A 22,026-nucleotide genomic window follows, 5' to 3' on the forward strand; every position below is an offset into this window, starting at 1 on the left:
CGTCGTCCGACGCCGGGATGGATCAGAACGTGTACTCGAGACCGACGGTGACGCTGCGGCCCGGCGCCGGCTGCCGGCCCCAGGGGCTGGTGTCGATGCCGCGGTACCAGTACTTGCGATCGAACAGGTTGTTGACCGCCAGCGACGCGCTGAGCTTGCCGCTGGTCCCTTCGCTGAGTACCTGGCTCAGCTGCGCGTTCCACACCCAGTAGGAGGGCAGTTCGCCGACCGAGGCGATCGCGTTTTCCTGCACGGTGTTGGCCGCATCGCTGAAGGCACGGCTGAAGTAATAGCTGGAAACGGCGACGGTGGTATGACCGGATTCGGGCCGGTACGACGCGCCGAGGGTGATCTGGTTGCGCGAGGTGTAGGGTACGCGCAGGCCGTCGTACACGCCGGACTTCTGGCGTGCGTCCAGATAGGCGTAGCCGGCGTTGAGGGTCAGCGCGCGCAGGTGCGCCGGGCTCCATTGCACTTCCACTTCGCCGCCCTGGTGGCGGGTCTTGCCGAGGTTGCGGTAGGTGCGGGTAGTGTTGTCGAGCTGGATCTGCTGATCGAAGTCGATCAGGTAGCCGCCGAACTGCACGCGGGTGCGCGCGTTGGGCTGGTAGCGCGCGCCGGCCTCGTAGTTCCAGGCCAGTTCGGCGTCGAGGTTGTCGCCGAAGATGATCTGGGTGACCTGCGGCGCGCGCAGCGAGCGCTGGCCGTCGGCGTACAGGTACCACTGCGGGCTGGCCTGGACGCCCAGGGTCAGGCCGGGCAGCACGTCGTCGGTCTTGTTGCGGGTGCGCGCGCCGCTGGCCAGGTTGTAGTAGCGCGAATCGACCTGCTCGTAGCGCAGACCGGGGGTGACGGTGACGCGGCCGTCGGCGAACGCGATCGCGTCGCTGACATAGGCCGCCGCGCCGCGGTCCTTGAAGCGCCAGTCGCGCACCAGGGTGTACAGGCCATCGCTGAGGCGGGTGTTGCCGACCAGGAAGTCGATGTCCTCGTTGATCGCGCGCGCGCCCAGCGTCCATTGCTGGCGCACTGCACCGTCGCCCATCGTCCAGCTCAGTCGCGGCTCGCTGCCGTAGACCCGGAAATCGCGCGGCGCGCTCTGCCGCAGTTGCGGCGGCAGGTCCGCGCGCCAGGTCTCGCTAGACGCCTGGCGCATGCCGACGATGAAGTTGCGGCTGCTGCGCGCGCTGAAGTTGCTCCAGTCCAGGCGCAGGTCCTGGAACGGCCCCACGTCGCCGAAGTCCTGCTGGTAGACCAGCGAGGCGCGGGTGGTGCGACCGGTGAATGCATCCAGCGGCCGCGTCGACTGGCGCGGATCGCGCAGGTAGTCGGCGGTGGACAAGGCGCCGGCCATGTCCATGTCGGCGACATAGCGCTGCACGCGGGCCTTGAGCAGCTTGTCCGGCGTCAGCCACCACTCCGCGCGCAGGCGCAGGTTCTTGATGTCGGTGGCGCTGTGTTCGCGCCAATAGTCGCCCTTGGTCCAGTTCGCATCCAGTTGCAGGCCGAAGGTCTCGCTGGCGTAGCCGCCGGTGCTGATCGCGGTGTCGCTCAGGTAATGCCCGGCGCCGCCGGCGGTGACCTTCTGGCCCAGCGTGGTGGTCCAGGTGGTGGGGATGTCCGGGCTGATCAGGTTGATCACGCCGCCGACGTTGTTGGGGCCGTACTGCACCGCGGCGCCGCCGCGCACGATGTCGATGCGGTCGATCTGGTTCATGCCGACCGGGAACAGCGACAGGCTGGTCTGCCCGTACGGCGCCAGCGCCAGTGGAATGCCGTCCTCCAGCACCTGCACGCGGCCGCTGCGGCTCTCGTACAGCCCGCGCAGCATGATCTGCGGCAGCGCGCCGGTGCCGGTCTCGTCGAACACCTTGATGCCCGGCACCTTCTGCAGCGCCTCGTCCAGCGAGCGGTTGGCGCCGCTGCGCAGCTGCGTGCTGTCGATCACCTGGCGGCTGCCGGCGTAGTGCTGCACGTCCTCGACGGTGGAGCGGCCGAGCAGGCTGCCCTGCACCTGCACCGCGTCGAGCTGGCGGATCCGCGCCTGCGCGTCGGCATCGGGCGGGACGTCCTCGGCGCGCACGCTGGTGGGAGCGAGCATGGCGGCGACGAGGGCGACGGCCAGCAGCGAAGGGGAAAGCGAAGCGATCAAGACGACGACTCCAAAGGCACGAAAACGGTCAGCGACGGCGCAGGTCGGCCGCGCGCTGGCGCAATGCGGCCTGCAGCAGCGCGCGGTCTTCGCCGGCGAACAGCCACTGCAGGTCCGGCTGTGCCAGCCAGTGCGCGCGTTGCGCGGCGTCGCGGGGATTGGGGCAGAACGGAACGCCGGCGGCGCGGCAGGCCGCATCGATCGCCAGCAGGTGATCCCAGACCTGCGGGTGGGTGGGCTGCGGGCCGACACCCAGGTCCAGCGCCAGGTCCAGCGCGCCTTCCATGACCAGCGACACGCCGGGCACCTGCAGGATCTGCGGCAGCGCGCGCACGCCGGCGGCGCTTTCGATCATCGGGATCACGCGCAGACGCTCGCGGCTGTGGGCGATGTAGTCGGCCAGGGCCACGCTGCCGAAGCCGGTGACGCGGCCGCCGGTGATGCCGCGGCGGCCGTGCGGCGGGAAGTGCGCGGCGGCGACCGCGCGCTCGGCCTGTTCGGCGTTGTCCAGCCCGGCCACCACCACGCCGCGGGCGCCGGCGTCGAGCACCCGGCCGATCAGCTTGGCATCGACCTCGGGCACCCGCACCCAGGCTTCGCAGCCGCCCAGCTCGCAGGCGCGGATGGCATGTTCCAACTCCGCCGGCGAGCGAAGCACGTGTTCCAGATCGAGGACCGCAAAGTCGTAGCCGACATGCCCGAACATCTCGCACAGCAGGGCACTGGGCACGGAGTTGAGCAACCCGATCTTGCAGGCCATGGGGGAGGGCGAGCGGAACTGGGGAAGGGAGCGCAATCCTGCCGCAAACGAGAATGCTTATCAAGAAGATTCGCTGCAGGTCTCCACGGCCTCCGTAGACGCTTTCTGTGCGCTACCGCGCTTTTCGCTGCGACCCACTCTCCGAAGAGGAGCCGCTTTTGCGAATCCCCAATCTCCAATCCCCAATCCCCAATCCCTGCGGTCAAGGCCTCAACGTGCGGCGGCGCGCATCCCCCGGTACGGCGGCGTCGCCATCACCATTTCCGCCAGCGAATACGCCAGCTCGCGCTCGGCCATCACCGTGCCGTCGGCGCCATGGTCGAGCAGATGCTTGACCTCGGCATCGCTGTGCGCCCGCGCCAGCAGGGTCAGCGCCGGATTCAGCGCACGCAGCTTGGCCAGGGCCTCGCCGGCCTCCAGCGGCTGCGGGATCGCCAGGATCGCGATCTTGGCCTTTTCCGGATGCGCCTCGGCCAGCACGCGGTCGGCGGCGGCGCTGCCGCGGATGCCGGGGATGCCGTCGGCATGCGCGCGTTCGACGTGGTCGCGGTTGTCGTCGATCACCAGCACCGGCACGCCGCGCTCGCGCAGTACGGCCGCCAGCGCGCTGCCGACCCGGCCGTAGCCGATCACGATGGCATGGTCGACCAGGTCCAGCGATGGCCCCGGGGGCAGTTCCGGTTCCACCGTCACCGGCGCCTCCACCGCCTGCCGCGCCTGCCAGCGGTCCAGCCAGGTGAACAGCAGCGGGTTGGCGATGATCGACAGCAGCGCGCCGGCCAGGATCAGGTCGCGGCCGGTTTCGGGCAGGATCGCCAGGCTCACGCCCAGGCCGGCCAGGATGAAGGAGAACTCGCCGATCTGCGCCAGGCTGGTGGAGATGGTCAGGGCGATGCCGGTGGGATGGCCGAAGGCCCGCACGATCACGAACGCGGCCAGCGACTTGCCGACGGTGATGGTCAGGAAGGTGGCCAGCACCTGCCAGGGATGCTCGAGCAGGATGTGCGGGTCGAACAGCATGCCCACCGAGACGAAGAACAGCACCGCGAAGGCGTCGCGCAGCGGCAGCGAATCGTTGGCGGCCTTGTGGCTGAGCTCCGATTCCTTCAGCAGCATGCCGGCGAAGAACGCGCCCAGCGCGAACGACACGCCGAACAGGGTGGCCGAGCCGAACGCCACGCCCAGCGCGATCGCCAGCACCGACAGGGTGAACAATTCGCGCGAACCGGTCGCGGCCACCTTTTCCAGCGCCCACGGGATGGCGCGGCGGCCGACCACCAGCATCACCGCCACGAACGCGGCCATCTTCAGCAAGGTCACGCCGAGCGCGCCGAGGATCGAGCCGGTATCGGCGCCCTTGCCGCCGAGCGCGTCGGCCAGCGCCGGCAGCAGCACCAGTGCCAGCACCATCACCAGGTCTTCCACGATCAGCCAACCGACCGCGATGCGCCCGCGCAGGGTCTCCAGCAGGCGCCGTTCCTCCATCGCGCGCAGCAGCACCACGGTACTGGCCACCGACAGCGCCAGGCCGAACACCAGGCCGTGCAGGGTCGGCCAGCCCATGCTCCAGGCCAGCCCCCAGCCGAGCAGGGTGGCGGCCGCGATCTGCGCCAGCGCGCCGGGGATCGCGATCCACTTCACTTCCATCAGGTCTTCGAGCGAGAAGTGCAGCCCCACCCCGAACATCAGCAACATCACCCCCAGTTCCGACAACTGGGTGGCCAGGGCCTGGTCGGCGACGAAGCCGGGCGTGAACGGACCCACGCAGATGCCCGCCATCAGGTAGCCGACCAGCGGCGAGAGTTTGAGGCGGTGGGCGAGCGTGCCGAGGATGAAGGCGAGCGCGAGCCCGACCGCGATGATGTCGATGAGACTGGTGTCGTGATGCATTCAGGATCGCAGAACAAGGAAGCCTGGAGTGTCGCCGATCGGGGCTTTTGTCGGCAAATCGGTGTAGCAGGCATGGAGTGACCACAGTGGCTGCAGGCATCCGGCGCGCGCGTCTGCGTCCCTGCCCGCGGAACGCAGTTGCGACAGGGCGAGCCCGGCCAGCGGCGTGCCCAGCCAGGCTCGGCACGCCGTGGCCTGATCGGAGCAGGTGGGGCCGGCTGGGAGGAACTGGACCCGTCCGCACGCGACCGATCCATTCTCTCAGGTACGGTCAAAGAGGGCGGCCCGGCGGCGATCGTTGCGCAGCCGGCGCCGGCGTCGGCCCTTCATCATGGCCCTGACGGCCACTCCCCGACAGCGCGACTGGGATGGAGGTCGCAAGGATCGGGTGCTGCACGCAACTCCCTGTCAGGAAAGGCATTACATCCAATGATGGACGTTAACTGTCTACTGTTTCGGCCCATTCCCTGGTGTATGTTTGCGCCCATTGGTGTCCTGCCAGGACAGGGTGGCATGGCTAGACTGAATTCATTCGCGAAGGGACTACTGCTCAGCACCGTTTACTGCGCCGGCTATCTGCTGTCGTGGCGGCTGTCGTTGGACCAATGGTTCCTGCCGGCCGGCCTGCGCGCAGCCGTGTTGTTGTTCATGCCGCTGCGGCTGTGGCCTTATCTGTTGCTCGGCGATGCCGCGGCGCTGATGGCGTTGCGTGTGCCGATGATCGACGAGGGTCAGAGTGCTGCCTGGGCGTATCTGAGTCCGCTGCTGCTGATGCCGTTGTCGGCGTTGGTGCCGCTGTGGTTCCGCCGTCGCGTGCCCGACGTGATGGTCTGGCAGCAGCGGCTGCTGCCGGTGGTGCTGGGCATGGCGCTGTGGGGTGTGCTGATCAATAAGGCGCTGAACTGGCTGCTGGATGGGCCGGTGACCGACATCAACGTCGAGAACGCGCTGAAGTTCTGGGTCGGTAATTACCTCGGCATCCTGGTGTTCGTATTGCCGGCCTTGCTGTGGGTACGCCGCGAGGGCACGGCGCTGATATCGCGAGGCCTGATGCACGACAGCCTGCGCGCTGCGCTGATGGTGGCAGCCCTGTTCGCGGCCGCGATGAACGTACCGGACGGTGTCGCGCGGCAGTTCCTGCTGGTGATGATGATCGTGCCGGGTTTCTGGCTGACCCTGGGCCACGAGTGGCGCGGGGCCGCCGTCGGCATCGTCATGGCCGACATCGCGGTGGCGATGGCGCTGGCCAAGTCGCATCACGCCGGTGCGTTTGACCTGGAAACTTTCTACGTGCAGATGCTGGTGTCGTTCGCCGCCACCACGCTGTTCGTGCTCGGTACCCGTATCGCCGGGGTGATGGATCAGGCCCGACGCCTGGGCTTCGCCGAACAGGAGGCGCTGCAGGTGGCACAGGCCAGCTACATGTCGGCCGAGCGCACCCTGCGCAACCGGGTGATCGAGTACACCGATATCCACGTGCACATCAACAAGCTGCGCCGCGACATCGCCACCACGCTGAAGCAGCACGGCCACTACGCGGCGGCGATGGAAATGAACCGCACCGGGGTGATCCAGGCGCAGCTGCTGGACGACTATGTTGCCGCACTGTATCCGCTGGATATCGAAACCCATGGCCTGTATGGCGCGCTGAATTCCATCGCCTTCGCCAATGCCTGCGACACCGAGGTCGAGGCGCGCCTGCACGGAGATTCGCGGCGGCTGTCGATCGGGCTGCAACTGGCGGCGTATCGCTGCGTACTCAATGCCATGCAAATCCTGCCCGATGCGGGCCGGCACACGATCGCGGCGCGGGTCTGGTCGGCCCGTGGCAAGCGCGGCGTGGTGGTGACGGTGGAAGCCGATGCGGCGATGCCGGGTGCTGGGCGCAAGCCTCACAATGCCGACGAGATGGACTGGGAGTTGGCCAGCCGGTTGAAGGCTCATGACGGCACCTGCCGGCGCCGCCATGAGCAGAAGATCAGTTTTCTGATCTCCGAGCCGCTGGAAAGGACCGTTACTTCTTGATGGTCACGGTCCAGACGTCGCCGTTGGCGCCGCTGGCCAGCTGCACGGTGAAGTAACGCGCGTCGTAGACCACGGTGCCGCGGCTGCTGTCGAAGGTGTCGACGGTGCTCACCCGATCCACGTCCTTGCCCATCGGCGTCACCCATGCGGTGTCGCCGACGCGGCCGATCGCGCCACGCACCTGGCCGGTGGTGTCGTTGATCTGCAGATAGGTCACGCCGTTACGCTCGAACTGGTAGATGCGTGCCGACGGGTTGCTGGACAGATTAGTCGCCGCCGGCGCGCTTTCACCCAGACCGCGAATGGCGATCGGGCTGCCATTGCCGCCGCTCGGGCAACAGCTTTGCGCATAGGCACTCGACGCGAGCGCCGAGCACGCCACGATGCCTGATAGCACCGCTATTTTTGAGGTTTTCCACATGACACGGTCCTTCCCCTGATGGGGTTTTTTTGCCTGCCGTTCAGGCGATTCCACATTACGCGAATCGCAACAGGCCACTGTTGACAAATAATCAAACGATTCATACTTGTGATGTGCATCACTTTTATATTTCGGGAAATGATTCCCGAAAAGTGCGCCGCATCGGCTTGCTCAGGTATGGCCCCAGGTCATCGCAGCATCGCGTGACCGATCCGGCGTCGCCGGGGTGTCGGGCGCTGTGCTCACTGCAGTTTCCATGCCATAAGCGGCCATGCGTGCGCGGCGTGATGGCCGAGCGCGCTCTACACGTGCGGGTCTTCGCTGGCGGCGCGCTGGATCGAGTGCCGCTGTCTATCGTCCGCGCACCGCATTGCAGGTAAGACGATCGCGTCGCCGCCTGGAATTTCTCGAGCGTGGCGCGCCGGTCCTGTGTCGGACATCGACACTGGATGCGACCAGATGGCTGCACGTATTAACCGATGCATTTGCGTTGCGCGACGAATGCTTGACGCATTTGCGTGGCCGCCGCGATCAGGTGGGTGGCGCTGTAAACGCGATAGGAGTGGCGATGTCGTAGCGCTGCGCGCCGAACAGCATCTTTCAGGTCGGCGCGCATGTGTCATGCCGAATCCGTATCGCCACTGCATTGGCACGCAGTCCATCCTGTTGCACGGTTGTGTTGCCGCATGTCATCGCACACCGCCGTCGCGCGCGTGCGGTCGCGGCATTGCCGACGACGAAGACGGCGGCGGTGCCGGGACACCGCCGCCTGCGCTTTACCAGCTGTAGTTGACGTTGGCGTAGGCGAAGGCGCCATTGAAGCCGAACGGCGAGGAAGTGCTGTACGGCAGGTAGGTGCGGGTGCCGGCACCGGCGCGCAAGCGGTCGGGGTATTCGTTGAGCACGTTGTCGCCGCCGACAGTCACGCGCCAGCGACCCAGGGTGTAGGCGGCCGACAGATCCAGCGTCCACTTGGCCGCATAGGTCTGATCGGCGGCAGGTGTGGTGCCGAAGTCGGTGAACTCGCCCCAGCGCGTGGCGGTGGCGGTGAAGGCCCAGGCGCCGGGCGACCACACGCTGCTCAGGAAAAACTTGTCGCGCGGCGAGCCGCGGGTGATGCGGCCGATCTCGGCACGGCCGATGCGCACCGCGGTCGGGTCGATCGCTTCCAGCACCGCCGGGTTGCCGGCAATCTTCTCTATGTCGGTCTTGTTGTAGTTGTAGCCGGCGGTCAGATCGAGGCTGCTGGCGGGCAGCGCCAGCTTGTAGGTGCCGATCGCATCCACGCCCTCGGTCTTGGTGTCGATGGCGTTGGTGAAGTAGCGGCCGCCGCCGATGCCGGCGTAGCCGTTGCCCTGCAGGTAGTTGCGCACGGCCGTGGAGGTGAGGTTCTCCGAGAGCACGATGCGGTCGTCGATGTCGATGCGGTAGGCGTCGAGGGTGATGTACAGCGCGTCCACCGGCTGCAGCACCAGGCCCAGGCCGTAGTTCTTGGACTTCTCGGCCTTCAGCGGTTCGGCGCCGAGCGCGATCGCCGCCGGGTTGTCGGTGCGGAAGGTGCCGATCTCGAACGGCGTGGCGGCGATGCTGCCGTCGGGCTGCGCGACGTTGATGAAGTTGGTGGCGACCGACTGGAAATACTGCTGCTGCAGCGAGGGCGCACGGAAGCCGGTGGAGACGGTGGCGCGCAGCGCGACCTTGGGGCTGAAGGCATAGCGCAGCGACAGCTTGCCGGTGGCAGTGTCGCCGAAGTCGCTGTAGTTCTCGTAGCGCCCGGCCAGGCCGGCGGAGAACTTGTCGGTGATGTCGCCTTCCAGGTCGAGGTAGGCCGAATAGCTGTTTCGGTCGTAGTGGCCGGAGTCGCTGGGCTTGAAGCCGGCAAACACCTGCGCGCCCGGCAGCACGGTGCCGTTGGCCGAGGGGATGCCGCCGTTGACGTAGGACGCCGGCGCGCCCGGCGATTCGTTGAATTTCTCGCCGCGCCATTCGGCGCCGAAGGCCAGGGTGACCGGGTAGGCCAGGCCGACCTCCAGCGATTTGCTGAAGTCGGCGTTGAGCACGTTCTGGGTGACCTGCAGCGCGCCGGCATAGAACTCGGTGGGGCTGGCCAGGCCCAGGCTGTTGTTGAGGCTGTGGCGCACGTCGAAACTCAGGTCGTTGCGGCCGTAGTTGTAGCTCAGGTCGATGGCCAGGCCGCCGGCGGTGCTGGACTTGACCCCACCGACCCAGGACACGTCCTTGCTGACGTTGTAGATCTGCGGCAGGAAACCGTCCGGGTAGATTTCCGGGCGATTGCGGTTGTCGCCGGACCAGCGGAAGTAGCCGTTGGACAGCACCTCGCGGCGGCTGAGCATCGCGTAGGAATAGAAGGTGATGTAGTCGGCCGGGCTGTACTGGCCGTTGTAGGAGAACGCGCCCTGGTCGACGTCGGGGTCGCCGTAGCGTTGCTGTACCTGGCCCTGGTACGGCGTGGCGCGGTCGGTCTGGTCCTGGTGGCCGGCCTGCGCGGCGAAGTGCACGCTGCCGGTCTCGGCGAAGGTGAGTCCGGCATCGCCGGAGAGCTGGTACTGCTCGCCGTCGCCGGCGCTGTACTTGCCGTAGCGCGCGGCCAGGCTGCCGCCGCTGCCGCTGCCCTTGAGCACGATGTTGATGACGCCGGCGATGGCGTCGGAGCCGTATTGCGCCGAGGCGCCGTCGCGCAGCACTTCGATGCGTTCGACCGCGGCGATGGGAATGGTGTTGAGATCGGCCGGCGACGAGCCGCGGCCCTGCGCGCCGTTGAGGTTGACCAGGGCGGTGGTGTGGTAGCGCTTGCCGTTGACCAGCACCAGCACCTGGTCCGGCGAGAGCCCACGCAATTGCGCCGGGCGCACCGCGTCGGAGCCGTCGGTGATCGCCGGGCGCGGGAAGTTCAGCGAGGGCACCGCGCGCGACAGCGCGGTGGCCAGTTCGGTGGTGCCGGTGGACTGCAGCGTTTCCGGTGCGATGATGTCGATCGGCGACGCCGATTCGGCCACGGTGCGGTCGGCCACGCGGGTGCCGGTGACGATGACGGTATCCAGCGTTTGCGCGTTGCCGGTGGTCTGCGCGTGGACGGAAACGGCGGACGTGGCCAGGCACAGGGCGACGGCGTGGGCGAGCGGAGTGAGCGTGCGCGTCATGGGGGAGGCGGCTCCAGTAGTGGGGGAGTGCGTCGCTGCATGCGCGCTCCCCTTGTCCCCTGGCGGATGCGGCGACGCCCGCTAGGGATTACCGGTTGATGTCAGCGGAGTCAATATTCCGTTAAACGCGACGCTGCGGTTGCAATTGCAACCACCGCTGCAGGCATTGCGGCAGCGCAGATCCGCGGATTTGCCGGGGTTGTAGACAAAATGGCCGGGCACGCGCGACGGCGCGGTGCCTGCGCCGTGCCTGCGCGGGATCGTGTGCGCATCCTGCGTGACGCTGCGGGCTGCGCGGCCGTGAGTTGCGGGCCACGTGACCGCGGGCGTCATCCGGTGGATTGACCGTGGCGGCGTCGCCATAGGTGGTCGCCAGCGCGCGGCTGGTCGTTTCAGCAACATCGTCCGCTTCGACGCGCTATCGATGAAGTGTCGCGGCTGAAGCCGCTCCTACGGGTGTCACCGCGTACGCTGCGGAGGCCAGGCCGGCGCGCGCGGTGCGTTCGTCTCGTGCCTTGATGACGGGATGGAGAGGCACGCAGGCGAGGGTGGTGGCGAAGTCACCATCGCCGATCGCCTCCAGCGGTTGTCGCTGGGTTGAGCCAGGGGAGATGCCGTGCGGCAACGTCGTTCGTGTTTCGTAGGAGCGGCTTCAGCCGCGACCCCTGCGCGATCGCGTCGCGGCTGAAGCCGCTCCCACAAAACTAGGCAGGCGAACACGTCGCAACCGATAAATTGCCGATCCCGAATCCCGAATCCCGAATCCCAAATCCCCAATCCCCGCCCGCAAAAACAACGGCCCGGAAACCCGGGCCGTCGTCATGCCGCATAACGTAGGCGCCATCCACGCCCGGGCCGCGATCACCAGCGGTAATTGATCCGCCCGTACACGTAGGCGCCGTTGAAGCCGTACGGCGAGTAGTTGCTGTACGGGAGCATGCCGTAGGTCGAGTTGATCAGGTTGGCGGTCTTGTCCGGGTACTGGTCGAACACGTTGTCCGCGCCCAGCGTCAGCGTCCAGTTGGTGCTGGGCTTGAAGCTGGCCGAGGCGTCGACCACCCAGTCCGCGCTGTAGGTCTGGTCGCGCGCGGCGGTGGCCGAATTGCGCACGGTGAATTCGCCGTAGCGGGTGGCGGCCAGGCTCAGGTCCCACTTCGGCAGCTTCCAGGTGCCGCTGAGGATCAGCTTGTCCTTCGGATAGCTGTCCTCCAGGCGGCCGATCTCGTCGCGGCCCAGCGTGGTCTGGGTCGAGCCGATCGCGGCCAGCGCCTGCGGCTGGGTCACCGCATGGGTGATGTCGGTCTTGCTGTAGCCGTAGCTGGCGGTGAGGTCCAGCGTGCTGGCCGCGAACGGGATGCTGTAGGTGCCGACCACGTCGACGCCGCGGGTGCGGGTGTCGGCGGCGTTGCTGAAGTAGCGCACGCTGGTGACATTGCTGTAGCCGAGCTGGCGCAATTGCGCCAGCACCGCCGCATCGTTGAGGTTGGACGACAGCAGGATGCGGTCGTCGATCTCGATCTGGTACGCGTCCACGGTCAGGTACAGGCGCTCGACCGGCTGCAGCACCAGGCCCAGGCTGTAGGACAGCGAGGTCTCGGCCTTCAGCGGCGCGGCGCCCAGCGCCTGGGCCACGGCGCTGTTCACCGGGAAGGTGCCGGATTCGAAGAAGCTGCCGTTGATGTAGCTGCTGGTCACGGCCTGGTACTGCTGCTGCGCCAGCGACGGCGCGCGGAAGCCGCTGGCGACGGTGCCGCGCAGCGCCACCTTGTCGGTGAACGCATAGCGCGCCGACAGCTTGCCGGAGGTCTTGCTGCCGAAGTCCGAGTAGTCCTCGTAGCGGCCGGTGAGGCCGGCGGAGAACTTGTCGGTGAGGTCGGCCTCCAGGCCCGCGTACACCGCGTAGTTGTGGCGGTCCGAATGCACCGCGTTGAGCGGCGCGAAACCGGCAAAGCCCTGCGCACCGCCGGTGGTGCCGGTGTACGAGGCCGGCTCGCCCGGCGATTGGTTCCACTTCTCCTGGCGGTATTCGGCGCCGAAGGACAGCGTCACCGGATAGGCCAGGCCCCACTCCAGCGGCTGGGTGAAGTCGGCGTTGACCGCGTTCTGGGTGTACTCCAGCGCGCCGTCGTAGAAGCGCCGCGGGCTCTCCGCGCCGAGGCTGTAGTTGATGCTGTTGGCGGTGTGGAAATCGACCTTGTTGTAGCCGTAGTTGTAGCTGATGTCCCAGGCGAAGCCGCCGGCGGTGCTGCCCTTCAGCCCGGCGACCAGCGAGCGGTCCTTGGAGTACTGCTCGATCTGCGGCACGTAGCCGTCGGGATACACCTGGGCCAGCAGCGCGGTCTGGCCGTTGTGGTTGCGCGAGCGGTAGAACGCGAACGAGGTGATGTCGCGGTTGCTGGCGATCGCGGTGGCATAGCCGGTGAGGTGGTCGCTGAAGCGGAACTCGCCGTTGGCCGAGACCGCGGTGGCGTCGACCTTGGGATCACCGTAGACGAAGGTGGTCTGGCCGATGCCGGGATAGTTGCCGGTGTTCGGCGCGGTGCCCTGGTACGGGCCGGCGCGGTTGGTGGCGTCCTGCTGGCTGATCTGCCCGGCCACGTGCAGGCTGCCGCGGCCGTCGCCGAAGCCGACCCCGGCATCGCCGGAGAGTTGCGACTTGGCGCCGTCGCCTGCCGAATACTGGCCGTGCTCCACCGCCAGGCTGCCGCCTTCGCCGGCGCCCTTGAGCACGATGTTGACCACGCCGGCGATGGCGTCGGAGCCGTACTGCGCCGAGGCGCCGTCGCGCAGCACTTCCACCCGCTCGATCGCGGCGATCGGGATCGCGTTGAGATCCACCGCCGAGGCGCCGCGGCCGATGGTGCCGTTGACGTTGATCATCGCCGAGGTGTGGCGGCGCTTGCCGTTGACCAGCACCAGCACCTGGTCGGGCGAGAGCCCGCGCAACTGCGCCGGGCGGATGCCGCTGGTACCGTCGGTCAGCGCCGGGCGCGGGAAGTTCAGCGAGGGCAGCGCGCGCGACAGCGCGGTCGCCAGTTCCGAGGTGCCGGTGGCCTGCAGCGCCTCGGGGGTGATGATGTCGATCGGCGATTGCGACTCGGCGACGGTGCGGTCGCTGACGCGGGTGCCGGTGACGATCACCGTGTCCAGCGTGCTGGGCGCGTCAGCGGTTTGGGCGAAGGCGGAGGGAGCGGCGAGGGCGGCGAGCACGGCGCTCGCCAGCAGCGACAACGGACGGTTCATGAAAACTCCAGCAGGTGCCGAAACGGCAGGCGGGGCGCGGCGGCTGGCATGGCGGGCCGCGTCCCAGGGGCGTCTTATTATTTTTTAACATGCGTGCTGCGTCGCAGGATGCAAGCGCATGTTCTTATTCCTTTACGTTCTAAGTCGCCCGCGCCGGAGCATGGCCGCGCCCTGCGGCCATGCCGCGTTCCCTGGCTGTCTCAGAAGCGGTAGCTCACCCGCCCATACCAGTAGCGCCCGTTGAAGCCGAACGGCGATAGCGGCGAGTACTGCAGGCCGTTGGGGCGGTCGTCGTAGATGTTGTTGAGGGCGGTCCGGGTCGGGTACTGGTTGGTGACGTTGTCGGCGCCCACGGTGAAGGTGAGGTCGTGCCAGGCGTAGCTGGTGGACAGGTTGAGCAGCCAGCGCGCGGCGAAGGCCTGGTCCTGGCTGCCGTCGGCCTCGTCGCCGCGGCGGGTGATGGCGCCGTAGCGGGTGGCGTCGCCGTGCAGGGTCCAGCCGGCCAGGGTCCAGTCGCCGCTGAGCACGTACTTGGTGCGCGGGGTGGCGTCGGTCAGCAGGCCCTGGCTGGCGCGGCCGAAGTTCGGATCGGAGATCTCCAGGATCTCGATCTTGTTGTAGTTGGCGCTGAAACTGAGGTTGAGGGTGCCGGCGCGGTCGAGGTCGAGCAGGTAGTTGTTCACCCAGTCCACGCCGCGGGTGCGGGTGGTGGCGCCGTTGACGAAGAACTGCGCGGCGCTGACCTGGCCGATCGGTTCGGCCAGCGAGATCTGGTCCGAATACAGGATCTGGTCCCAGATGCGGATCTGGTACAGGTCCAGGGTGGCGTTGAAGCCGCCGCCGGGCTGCCAGACCACGCCGACGCTGTAGTTGGTGGATTTCTCCGGGGACAGCGGCTTGGCGCCGAGGGCGATGGCCACCGGGTCGGAGGTGCGGTAGGTGCCGATCTGGCTGAGCACGCCGTCCACCGGCAGGGTCACCACCGAGGCGTAGTTCTGTTGCGCCAGCGAGGGCGCGCGGAAGCCGTTGGAGAGCGTGCCGCGGACGGCGAAGGCGTCGTTGAGCTGGTAGCGCGCCGACAGCTTGCCCGAGCGGGTGGTGCCGGCGTCGCTGTAGTCCTCGTAGCGTGCGGCCACGCCGCCGGACAGGCGCTCGCTCAGGTCCGCTTCCAGGTCGGCGTACACCGCCTTGCTGTGGCGCTGGAACCGCCCGGCCACCGAAGGCGACAGGCCGGGAAACACCTGCGAGCCGCCGGGGTAGGGCGCGCCGGTCTCGGGGTTGATGGCGTTCGGGTCGAAGTAGATCGAGGTGGGCGAGCCGGCCACCACGGCGTACTTGTCCTGCCGGTACTCGGTGCCGAAGGCCAGGTTCACCGGGTAGGCCAGGCCCCAGTCCAGGGACTTGCTGAAGTCGGCGTTGAGCGCGTTCTGCTCGTTGCGGAAGCCGCCGGCGTTGAAGCGGGTCGGCGAGGCGCCGGTGCTCCAGTACAGGTTGGTGTTGATGGTGTTGCGCAGATCGAAGGTGACGTCGTTCTTGCCGTAGTCGGCGGAGACGTCCCAGGTCCAGCCGTTGTCGGTGCTGCCCTTGACGCCGAGCACGGCGGCGCGGTCGTTGGACGGGTTGTAGATCTGCGGCAGGTAGCCGTTGGGATAGACCGCCTGCACGTTGCGGTCGCTGTTGTCCCAGGCGCGGTAGTAGCCGTTGGACAGCACCTCGCGGCGGCTGAAGTTGGCGTAACCGTACAGGTCGACGTGCGGGGTCAGCGCGTAGCCGAAATTGACCAGCCCCTGATAGGTCTTGACCGCCGGGTCGCCGTAGCGCTCGTAGGGAACGCCGCTGGGGTTGGCGGCGCCGGCCAGGGTGGTGGCCTTGTCGGTGTTCTCGGCGCGATTGGTGTTCATCGCGTTCTGGTAGTTCCACGACACCCGCACCCAGCCCGGCGCCTCGCCGTCCGGCGCGCCGCCGAAGGCCAGGCCGTAGGAGCCGTCGATGCCGTTCTGCGCGCCGTCGCCCTTGTCCATGATGCCGCCGTTGGCCGTCACGCTGTTGCTGCCGGCCTTGGCGCCGTGCTTGAGCACGATGTTGATGACACCGGCGATGGCGTCGGAACCGTATTGCGCCGAAGCGCCGTCGCGCAGCACCTCGATGCGCGCGATCGCCGACATCGGGATCGAGTTGAGGTCGGCCGGCGCCGAGCCGCGGCCGACCGAGGGGTTGTAGTTGACCAGCGAGGTGGTGTGGTAGCGCTTGCCGTCCAGCAGCACCAGCACCGCGTCCGGCGACAGGCCGCGCAGGGTCGCCGGGCGCAGCGCGTCGTTGCCGTCGTTGATCGCCGGGCGCGGGAAGTTCAGCGACGGCAACAGCTTGCCGAGCGCGCTGGCGAGGTCGCTGGCACCGGTGGCCTGCAGCGCCTCGGGCGCGATGATGTCGATCGGCGATTGCGATTCGGCCACCGTGCGGTCGGCGATGCGGGTGCCGGTGACGATGATGTTGTCCAGCGTGGTCGGTGCCTGCTGGGACTGGGCGAGGCTGTTGGCGGAGGCGAGCGCGAGCAGGACGGCACTGACGAGGGGGAGGCGGCGTTGCGTCATCGGGCGGAGACTCCAGTGGCTGGGGGGATTGGCGTGGGTCTGGCGATTTCCGGTGGGGGCGGGTGAATGCTGCAGTGCAGCGCGTGCCATCGGATTGAAATCCGTTTTTCACGCCGGCGCGTATACAAAAAAGGACCTGGGTCGGATTTTTGCGGCGCCCCGGAGGCGGCCCCGGACCGCGCCGGGTGGCCTCGCGGGTGGGCCGCCGCGGGCGAAGCGGCTACACTTCCGCCTCGCTAGCCGAGTGCCCTGCCTTGATTTCCCTACGTAATTTCGCCTTGCGCCGCGGCGAGCGGCTGTTGCTGTCCAATGTCGACCTCACCCTGCATGCCGGTTACCGGGTGGGCGTGGTCGGCCGCAACGGGGCCGGCAAGTCCAGCCTGTTCGCGGCGGTGAAGGGCGAACTCGAGGCCGACAAGGGCGACGTCGACCTGCCCGGCAAGGTGCGCATCGCCAGCGTCGCCCAGGAGACCCCGTCGCTGCCGGACCCGGCGTTGAGCTTCGTGCTCGGCGGCGACACCGCGGTGGCCGCGGTGCTGGCCGAAGAGGCCGAGGCGACCGCGCGCGAGGACTGGGAGGCGGTCGCAGCGGCGCACACCAAAATGGCCGAGATGGGCGCCTACGATGCCGAGGCGCGCGCCGGCAAGCTGCTGCACGGCCTCGGCTTCCCGGCCGAGACCCACCAGCGCGCGGTGTCCTCGTTCTCCGGCGGCTGGCGCGTGCGCCTGAACCTGGCGCGCGCGCTGATGATGCCCAGCGACCTGCTGCTGCTCGACGAACCGACCAACCACCTCGACCTGGACGCGGTGTACTGGCTGGAGCAGTGGCTGCTGAAGTATCCGGGCACGCTGCTGCTGATCTCGCACGACCGCGAGTTCCTCGACAACGTCGCCACCCACACCCTGCATCTGCACAACGGCGGCGCCAAGCTGTACACCGGCGGCTACACCGATTTCGAGCGCCAGCGCGCCGAGCAGTTGCGCCAGCAGCAGATCGCGCACGAGAAGGAACAGGCCGAGCGCGCCCACCTGCAGAGCTTCATCGACCGCTTCAAGGCCAAGGCCTCCAAGGCGGCACAGGCGCAGAGCCGGATGAAGCGCCTGGAGAAGCTGGCCGGCACCGAGGCGGTGCGCGCCGAGCGCGAGTTCCGCATCGAGCTGGCGCCGCCGGCCAAGCTGCCGTTCTCGCTGATCCGCCTCAACCACGCCGAGGCCGGCTACGGCGCGGACGCGGTGATCCTGCACAACGTCGGCTTCGGCCTGGAGGCCGGCCAGCGCATCGGGCTGCTCGGCCCCAACGGCGCCGGCAAGACCACCCTGGTCAAGACCCTGGTCGGCGAACTGCCGCCGATCGCCGGCGAGCGCATGGCGCATCCGGACCTGCGCATCGGCTACTTCGCCCAGCACACGGTGGAGTCGCTGCACGAAGGGCAGTCGCCGATGGACCACATGCGCGAGATCGACAAGGAGGCCAGCAACCAGGCGTTCCGCGATTTCCTCGGCAAGTGGAATTTCCCCGGCGACCGCGCGTTCGAGCCGGTCGATGGCTTCTCCGGCGGCGAGCGCGCGCGCCTGGCGCTGGCGCTGATCGCCTGGCAGCAGCCCAACGTGCTGCTGCTCGACGAACCGACCAACCACCTCGACCTGGAGATGCGCGAGGCGCTGGCCGAGGCCTTGAGCGATTTCGAGGGGGCGATCGTGATGGTCTCGCACGACCGCCACCTGATCGGCCTGGTCTGCGACACGTTCTGGCGCGTGGCCGACGGCGTGGTGGAGCCGTTCGACGGCGACCTCGACGCCTACGCCGCGTGGCTGCGCACGCGGCCGGCCGCGCAGGGCACCAAGCAGAAGCTGGCCGAGGCCGCGCCGACCCCGCCGCCGCCGGTCAAGCCGCTGCCGGCGAAGAAGCCGCCGAACCCGCACAAGCTGGCCGCCGCCGAGAAGCGCGTGGGCGAACTGGAAGCGACCCTGGCCGAACTCGACCGCCAGCTCGCCGATCCCAAGCACTACGCCGATGCGGAGAAGATGGCGGTGCTGGGCCGCGATCGCGAGGCCACCGCGCGCGACCTGGCCCAGGCCGAGCAGGCGTGGATGGAATTGATCGACGGCGCCTGAGGCGTTGCGCTGCGGCGGCCAGGCGTGCCCCACGTCCGGCTGTCCGTCCCGTACTCCCGGCCCGCGTCGGTCACGCCCTCAGGGAGAGACGACGATGATCAGCGGCAACATCCGCCTGGACGATTACCGCGTCGCGCAGCGCCTGCATTATCGATATCGCTTGCGCCGCGCGCTGATCGTGGTGGGTGTTGCGTTCGTGCTCGGCTTGGGGCTGCTGTTGTTTACCGCGCCCGGGTCCTTGGCGAGCATGCTGGGCACGCTGCTGCTCGGGGTTGGCTGCGGTGGCCCGATCTGGCTGGGGCTGTGGTACGGCTGGGTGTTGCCGAGCAAGCTGTTGTTCCTCTATGCGCAGCAGGAGCAGCTGCAGCATCGCTACACCTATGCATGGGACGAGGCGGGCATCCGCATTACCTGGCCGAACGGCGAGGTGCGCCGCCGCTGGCGCGATTACGTCCGCTATCGCGAGAGTCCGCAGGTGTTGCTGCTGTACCACGATGCGCGCGCGTTCGACGTGGTGCCGACCTCCTGGTTCGCCGATGCCGCGCAGCGCGATGCGTTCCGGCGGCTGGCGGCGCGGGTGGGGACCGGAACCGGCAGGCGCAGCGTGTAGCAGGCGCCGCGGTTGCGGCCTGCGCTGCACATGCATGAGATGTGGATGTCCGTGCCTGGTTCAGGCACGGCGGGAGCGCGAGCGGGACCCCTGTGGGAGGGGCTTCAGCCCCGACGCCTCACCCCCCCAGCCAGCGAAAAGCTCTACCCGCAAGGGCGGTGGTCGCGCGTGGAGAGGCGCAACTGGGCTTCCAGCAATTCAATCAACAGTGGAGGTGTTGGCTCATGTGTCAGACATTGCCAGTGGTTCCTTCTCCCCGCGGGAGAAGGTGCCCCTAATGGGCGGATGAGGGTGCGGGTGCCAGGGAGTCAGAGTAGCCGGCCGTGCATGCCGGCGTACCCTCACCCAACCCTCTCCCGGTGGGAGAGGGGCTTCAATCGCTTCTTGACGCGGCTCCAGGCGAGGCCAGAGCGCGAGAGCGCCGGTCTGTAACGCTCAGGCGGCGGCGCTGGCCACGACCAGCAGGCCGCCGGCGATCGCGGCCCAGTCCAGCGGCGTGCGCGAGCGCAGGCTTTGCAGCGAGGGGCGGGCGGTCGGCGTCGGCCGCAGACCGGCCTTGAGCGCCATCAGCGCCAGGCCCGCGGCGCTGAGCGCCCAGTGCCATTCGCTGGCGCCGCCGCGCAGGAAGTAGGCCAGATGCAGTACACACAGGCAGCTCAATGCGGCTGCCAGCACGACGTCACGCGAGACCAGGCCCGGACGGGCGGTCAGGACAACACGGTTCATCAACATGTTTCCCCCTGAACGGTGAGCGCCATCCCCGGCGCACATTGCCACTGCGACCAGGATCATATTTCGTGTCTACACGCCCGCCAAGCGGCAGTGCACAAATTCTTCACATCGCTGTCAGGCCCTGCTGGTAGGACTAGCAAAGCACGTGCCGGATGGGCGGCGAGTGGGCTGGGGGCGCGACGTGCAGCGCTGGCGGCGCCGCTCACTCCGGGTGCAGCGCCTGCTCGGCCAGCAACCACGTGCGCAGGCGCCGCCCGGCGTCGCTTTCCGCGCGCGAGCGCAGCCGGGTCAGCCAGTAGCGGCCCAGGTCGATCCGGGTGGTGAACGGACAGACCAGGCGCCCGGCGTCCAGGTCCTGGGCGAACAGTCGCAGTGGCAGCAGGGCCACGCCGTGGCCGGCCGCGGCGATGCTGGCCAGGGTCAGCGAGGCGTCGCAGATCGGGCCACCGGCCTGGATCTCGGGCGCACCGGCGGCCTGCAGCCAGCGCGGCCATTCGTCCAGTCGGTAGGAGCGCAGCAGGGTGGTCCTGGCGAGATCCGCGGGCGTGCGCAGCCGCGGTGCCAGCGCCGGCGCGCAGACCGGTGCGAAAGGGGCGTCCAGGATCGGCGTGGCGCTCTGCCCCTGCCAGTCGCCGTCGCCGAAGCGGATCGCCAGGTCCAGGCCTTCGCCGGCCAGGTCGACCCGGTTGTTGTGGGTGTACACGCGCAGTTCGATATCCGGATGCGCGGCATGGAAGGCGTTCAGCCGCGGCAGCAGCCACCCGACCGCGAAGGTGCCGACCACGCCCACGCTCAGCGTCTCGCGATAGCGACCGCCAGCGAAGCGCTGCAGGGTGGAGGCGATGCGGTCGAAGGCCTCGGTCAGCACTGGATGCAGGCGCAGGCCCTCGTCGGTCAGGGCCACGCCGCGCGGCAGACGCTGGAACAGGAGCACGCCCAGGCGTGCCTCCAGGTGCTTGATCTGGTGGCTCAGCGCGGCCTGGGTCACGCACAACTCGGCGGCGGCACGGGTCAGGTTCTGGTGCCGCGCCGCGGCCTCGAAGGCGCGCAGGGCGTTCAGCGGCAGGTGCGGGCGGGTCATCGCCAGGTATCAATTCGGCTCATGGGTGCGATTGAATAACCTCGCTGGTGGGGGCGGGTCAATGCGGACATCATCCTGGCTCCCGACGGAGGTGGACGATGCTGACGAGACGACGGTTCCTGCAGGGCGTGGGCATGGGCGCGAGCCTGCTGGCGGTGGCTGCGGTACAGGCGAAAACGGTGCAAAACCCAGCGCAAACGCTGCAGCAGCGGCTGGCCGAGATCGAGCGCCGCAGTGGCGGCCGGCTCGGCGTGAGCCTGCTCGACGGCAGCGGCGCGACGCTCGGCGGACAGCGCCAGGACGAGCGCTTCCCGCTGTGCAGTACCTTCAAATTTCTATTGGCGGGAGCGGTGCTGCAGCGGGTCGATCGCGGCGAACTGGCCCTGGAGCGGCGCCTGCCGGTGCGCAAGGCGGATCTGCTGGCGTATGCGCCGGTGTCCGAGCGCCATGTCGGCGGCGCGCTCAGCGTGGCCGAGCTCTGCCAGGCGGCGATGATCTACAGCGACAACACCGCCGCCAACCTGCTGCTGCCGCTGGTCGGCGACCCGCCTGGCGTGACTCGCTTCCTGCGTGCGCTGGGCGACGCGCAGACCCGCCTGGACCGCAACGAGCCAAGCATGAACGACGTCGTCGCCGGCGATCTGCGCGACACCACCACGCCGGCGGCGATGGCCGCGACGATGCGCACTCTGCTGCTCGGCGAGGCGCTGCAGCCCGCGTCGCGGCAGCGCCTGATCGGCTGGATGCGCGACAACCGCACCGGCAACGACTGCTTGCGTGCCGGCCTGCCGGCGGATTGGCGGATCGGCGACAAGACCGGCAGCAACGGCACCGATACCCGCAACGACATCGCCATCGTGTGGGCGCCGGGGCGGGCCACGCCGCTGTTGCTCACCGCGTATCTCAACGGCGCGACCGTCGACAGCGCCGCGCGCGATGCGGCGCTGAAAGCGGTGGCGCAGGCGGTGGTGGCGTCGCTGCCTGCGCAGACGCTGCGTACCGGCTAGGCGGCATTGCGCGCGCTGTATCGCCTGCGTTCGCGGCAATCGCGCCGGATGCAGGTCGCTCTTCCGTAGGAGCGGCTTCAGCCGCGACGGGCTTTACCGGGAAGGTCCGTCGCGACTGATCCCACAAACGGGGACAACAGCCATTCGTACGAGACGCCGCTCGCGATCATCGGCGTTGCCATCGTGCCGATGCCACGCGCGATCACCTGCGTCGTACCCCCCATAGCCGCCGCGGCCGT

Annotated in this window: 13 protein-coding genes; 4 read left to right on the top strand and 9 right to left on the bottom strand. The window is 68.4% G+C overall.

Annotation, left to right across the window (positions count from 1 at the left end):
- Positions 1-22 precede the first annotated feature (22 nt).
- The 3 genes from NUG21_RS05955 to ybaL form a co-directional block, all read right to left on the bottom strand.
- Complete coding sequence (locus NUG21_RS05955; protein WP_263392544.1) at positions 23-2,152, bottom strand: TonB-dependent receptor family protein; 2,130 nt, start codon at positions 2,150-2,152, stop codon at positions 23-25.
- Between the two features lie 28 nt (positions 2,153-2,180).
- On the bottom strand, positions 2,181-2,912 hold the full coding sequence (locus NUG21_RS05960; protein ID WP_263392545.1) for an HpcH/HpaI aldolase family protein: 732 nt from the start codon (positions 2,910-2,912) through the stop codon (positions 2,181-2,183).
- A 210-nt stretch (positions 2,913-3,122) separates the two neighbouring features.
- Positions 3,123-4,802: a YbaL family putative K(+) efflux transporter gene (ybaL, locus tag NUG21_RS05965; RefSeq protein WP_263392546.1), complete on the bottom strand. Its 1,680-nt coding sequence runs from the start codon at positions 4,800-4,802 to the stop codon at positions 3,123-3,125.
- A 513-nt stretch (positions 4,803-5,315) separates the two neighbouring features.
- Here ybaL and NUG21_RS05970 point away from each other — a divergent pair.
- Positions 5,316-6,827 (top strand): MASE1 domain-containing protein, encoded by a 1,512-nt coding sequence (locus NUG21_RS05970; protein WP_263393038.1) that lies wholly within the window; start codon positions 5,316-5,318, stop codon positions 6,825-6,827.
- On the opposite strand, the gene NUG21_RS05975 is transcribed toward NUG21_RS05970, so the two are convergent.
- The 4 genes from NUG21_RS05975 to NUG21_RS05990 all read right to left on the bottom strand — a co-directional run bounded on the left by NUG21_RS05975 (position 6,817) and on the right by NUG21_RS05990 (position 16,243).
- Complete coding sequence (locus NUG21_RS05975) at positions 6,817-7,248, bottom strand: hypothetical protein (RefSeq protein WP_317852485.1); 432 nt, start codon at positions 7,246-7,248, stop codon at positions 6,817-6,819. The two genes, NUG21_RS05970 and NUG21_RS05975, sit on opposite strands and share 11 nt — an antisense overlap.
- A gap of 776 nt (positions 7,249-8,024) precedes the next feature.
- Positions 8,025-10,409, bottom strand: a complete 2,385-nt coding sequence (locus tag NUG21_RS05980) for a TonB-dependent receptor plug domain-containing protein (protein WP_263392548.1) — start codon at positions 10,407-10,409, stop codon at positions 8,025-8,027.
- A gap of 861 nt (positions 10,410-11,270) precedes the next feature.
- On the bottom strand, positions 11,271-13,652 hold the full coding sequence (locus NUG21_RS05985; protein WP_263392549.1) for a TonB-dependent receptor plug domain-containing protein: 2,382 nt from the start codon (positions 13,650-13,652) through the stop codon (positions 11,271-11,273).
- 200 nt (positions 13,653-13,852) lie between these two features.
- Complete coding sequence (locus tag NUG21_RS05990; RefSeq protein WP_263392550.1) at positions 13,853-16,243, bottom strand: TonB-dependent receptor plug domain-containing protein; 2,391 nt, start codon at positions 16,241-16,243, stop codon at positions 13,853-13,855.
- 254 nt (positions 16,244-16,497) lie between these two features.
- Between NUG21_RS05990 and NUG21_RS05995 the strand changes: the two genes are divergently transcribed.
- Together NUG21_RS05995 and NUG21_RS06000 are read left to right on the top strand one after the other, a co-directional pair.
- Positions 16,498-18,357 (top strand): ABC-F family ATP-binding cassette domain-containing protein, encoded by a 1,860-nt coding sequence (locus tag NUG21_RS05995; protein WP_263392551.1) that lies wholly within the window; start codon positions 16,498-16,500, stop codon positions 18,355-18,357.
- A 94-nt stretch (positions 18,358-18,451) separates the two neighbouring features.
- Positions 18,452-18,967, top strand: coding sequence for a YcxB family protein (locus NUG21_RS06000; RefSeq protein WP_263392552.1), 516 nt, complete (start codon positions 18,452-18,454; stop codon positions 18,965-18,967).
- 435 nt (positions 18,968-19,402) lie between these two features.
- Here the strand turns inward: NUG21_RS06000 and NUG21_RS06005 are convergent, their stop codons facing one another.
- Together NUG21_RS06005 and NUG21_RS06010 are read right to left on the bottom strand one after the other, a co-directional pair.
- A complete protein-coding gene (locus NUG21_RS06005; RefSeq protein ID WP_237473104.1) occupies positions 19,403-19,693 on the bottom strand; it encodes a hypothetical protein in 291 nt (96 codons plus the stop codon).
- Positions 19,694-19,901: 208 nt separating this feature from the next.
- Positions 19,902-20,780: a LysR substrate-binding domain-containing protein gene (locus NUG21_RS06010; RefSeq protein WP_263392553.1), complete on the bottom strand. Its 879-nt coding sequence runs from the start codon at positions 20,778-20,780 to the stop codon at positions 19,902-19,904.
- A 98-nt stretch (positions 20,781-20,878) separates the two neighbouring features.
- Here NUG21_RS06010 and bla point away from each other — a divergent pair, with 98 nt between their 5' ends.
- The gene (gene bla / locus NUG21_RS06015; protein WP_263392554.1) at positions 20,879-21,787 is read left to right on the top strand and encodes a class A beta-lactamase; all 909 of its coding nucleotides are present in this window, start codon (positions 20,879-20,881) and stop codon (positions 21,785-21,787) included.
- Positions 21,788-22,026 lie beyond the last annotated feature (239 nt).

The organism is Xanthomonas sp. CFBP 8445 (assembly GCF_025666235.1).
GTDB lineage: Bacteria > Pseudomonadota > Gammaproteobacteria > Xanthomonadales > Xanthomonadaceae > Xanthomonas_A > Xanthomonas_A indica.

Bases quoted from the DNA above. Each gene is read 5' to 3' on its own strand.
- NUG21_RS05975 (WP_317852485.1), bottom strand. From the start codon at position 7,248: ATGTGGAAAACCTCAAAAATAGCGGTGCTATCAGGCATCGTGGCGTGC.
- NUG21_RS05985 (WP_263392549.1), bottom strand. From the start codon at position 13,652: ATGAACCGTCCGTTGTCGCTGCTGGCGAGCGCCGTGCTCGCCGCCCTC.
- NUG21_RS06010 (WP_263392553.1), bottom strand. From the start codon at position 20,780: ATGACCCGCCCGCACCTGCCGCTGAACGCCCTGCGCGCCTTCGAGGCC.
- NUG21_RS05990 (WP_263392550.1), bottom strand. From the start codon at position 16,243: ATGACGCAACGCCGCCTCCCCCTCGTCAGTGCCGTCCTGCTCGCGCTC.
- bla (WP_263392554.1), top strand. From the start codon at position 20,879: ATGCTGACGAGACGACGGTTCCTGCAGGGCGTGGGCATGGGCGCGAGC.
- NUG21_RS05960 (WP_263392545.1), bottom strand. From the start codon at position 2,912: ATGGCCTGCAAGATCGGGTTGCTCAACTCCGTGCCCAGTGCCCTGCTG.
- NUG21_RS05970 (WP_263393038.1), top strand. From the start codon at position 5,316: ATGGCTAGACTGAATTCATTCGCGAAGGGACTACTGCTCAGCACCGTT.
- NUG21_RS06005 (WP_237473104.1), bottom strand. From the start codon at position 19,693: ATGAACCGTGTTGTCCTGACCGCCCGTCCGGGCCTGGTCTCGCGTGAC.
- ybaL (WP_263392546.1), bottom strand. From the start codon at position 4,802: ATGCATCACGACACCAGTCTCATCGACATCATCGCGGTCGGGCTCGCG.
- NUG21_RS05980 (WP_263392548.1), bottom strand. From the start codon at position 10,409: ATGACGCGCACGCTCACTCCGCTCGCCCACGCCGTCGCCCTGTGCCTG.
- NUG21_RS06000 (WP_263392552.1), top strand. From the start codon at position 18,452: ATGATCAGCGGCAACATCCGCCTGGACGATTACCGCGTCGCGCAGCGC.